The 897-nt window shown below is 63.1% G+C and carries 1 protein-coding gene; it reads left to right on the forward strand.

What is annotated here, in order from left to right:
• Positions 1 to 779, forward strand: a 779-nt coding sequence (locus BLX41_RS02565) for an extracellular solute-binding protein (protein WP_259744348.1), incomplete at its 5' end; no start/stop codon positions are given.
• Positions 780 to 897 lie beyond the last annotated feature (118 nt).

The following is an 897-nucleotide window of genomic DNA, read 5'->3' on the forward strand; positions in this document are numbered from 1 at the left end:
ACCTGGACCCCAAGCTGATGAAGCTGATCGAGGCCAACGACCCGGGCAACAAATTCGCCGTGCCCTACATGTACGGCACCATCCTGATCGGCTTCAACCCGGACAAGGTCAAGGCCGCCCTCGGCGACAAGGCGCCGGTGGACAGTTGGGACCTGATCTTCAAGGAAGAGAACATCAGCAAACTCAAGCAGTGCGGCGTGGCCCTGCTCGACTCGCCTTCGGAAATCCTGCCCCTGGCCCTGCAGCACCTGGGCCTGGACCCCAACAGCAAGAAGCCGGCGGACTACGAGAAGGCTGAAGCGCTGCTGATGAAGATCCGGCCGTACATCACCTACTTCCACTCCTCCAAGTACATGGCCGACATCGCCAATGGCGACATCTGCGTGGCCGTGGGCTACTCCGGAAGCTTCTCCCAGGCCGCCAACCGCGCCAAGGAAGCCAAGAACGGCGTGACCGTGGACATGCGCCTGCCCAAGGAAGGCGCACCGATCTGGTTCGACATGCTGGCGATCCCCAAGGGCGCCAAGAACCCGGAAGATGCCTACACCTTCATCAACTACCTGCTGCAACCTCAGGTGATTGCCCCAGTCAGCGACTTTGTCGGTTACCCCAACCCGAACAAGGACGCCACCGAGCGGGTGGACCCTTCGATCCGCAACAACCCCAACCTGTATCCGACAGACGCGGCGATGAGCACCCTGTATACCCTGCAGCCGTTGCCCCGTGATGCGGAGCGGGCACGCACCCGGGCCTGGACCAAGATCAAGTCCGGGACCTGATCCAGCGCAAGCACACGGGCGGTGTTTGGGGGCGGCGAACGACGAGGACGCGGCGGGTGATAGACCGCGTCGCCGCTGTTCGCCGGCAAGCCGGCTCCTACACAGTGGCGGGTAGCAG

Source organism: Pseudomonas protegens, from assembly GCF_003732485.1.
Lineage (GTDB): Bacteria > Pseudomonadota > Gammaproteobacteria > Pseudomonadales > Pseudomonadaceae > Aquipseudomonas > Aquipseudomonas protegens_B.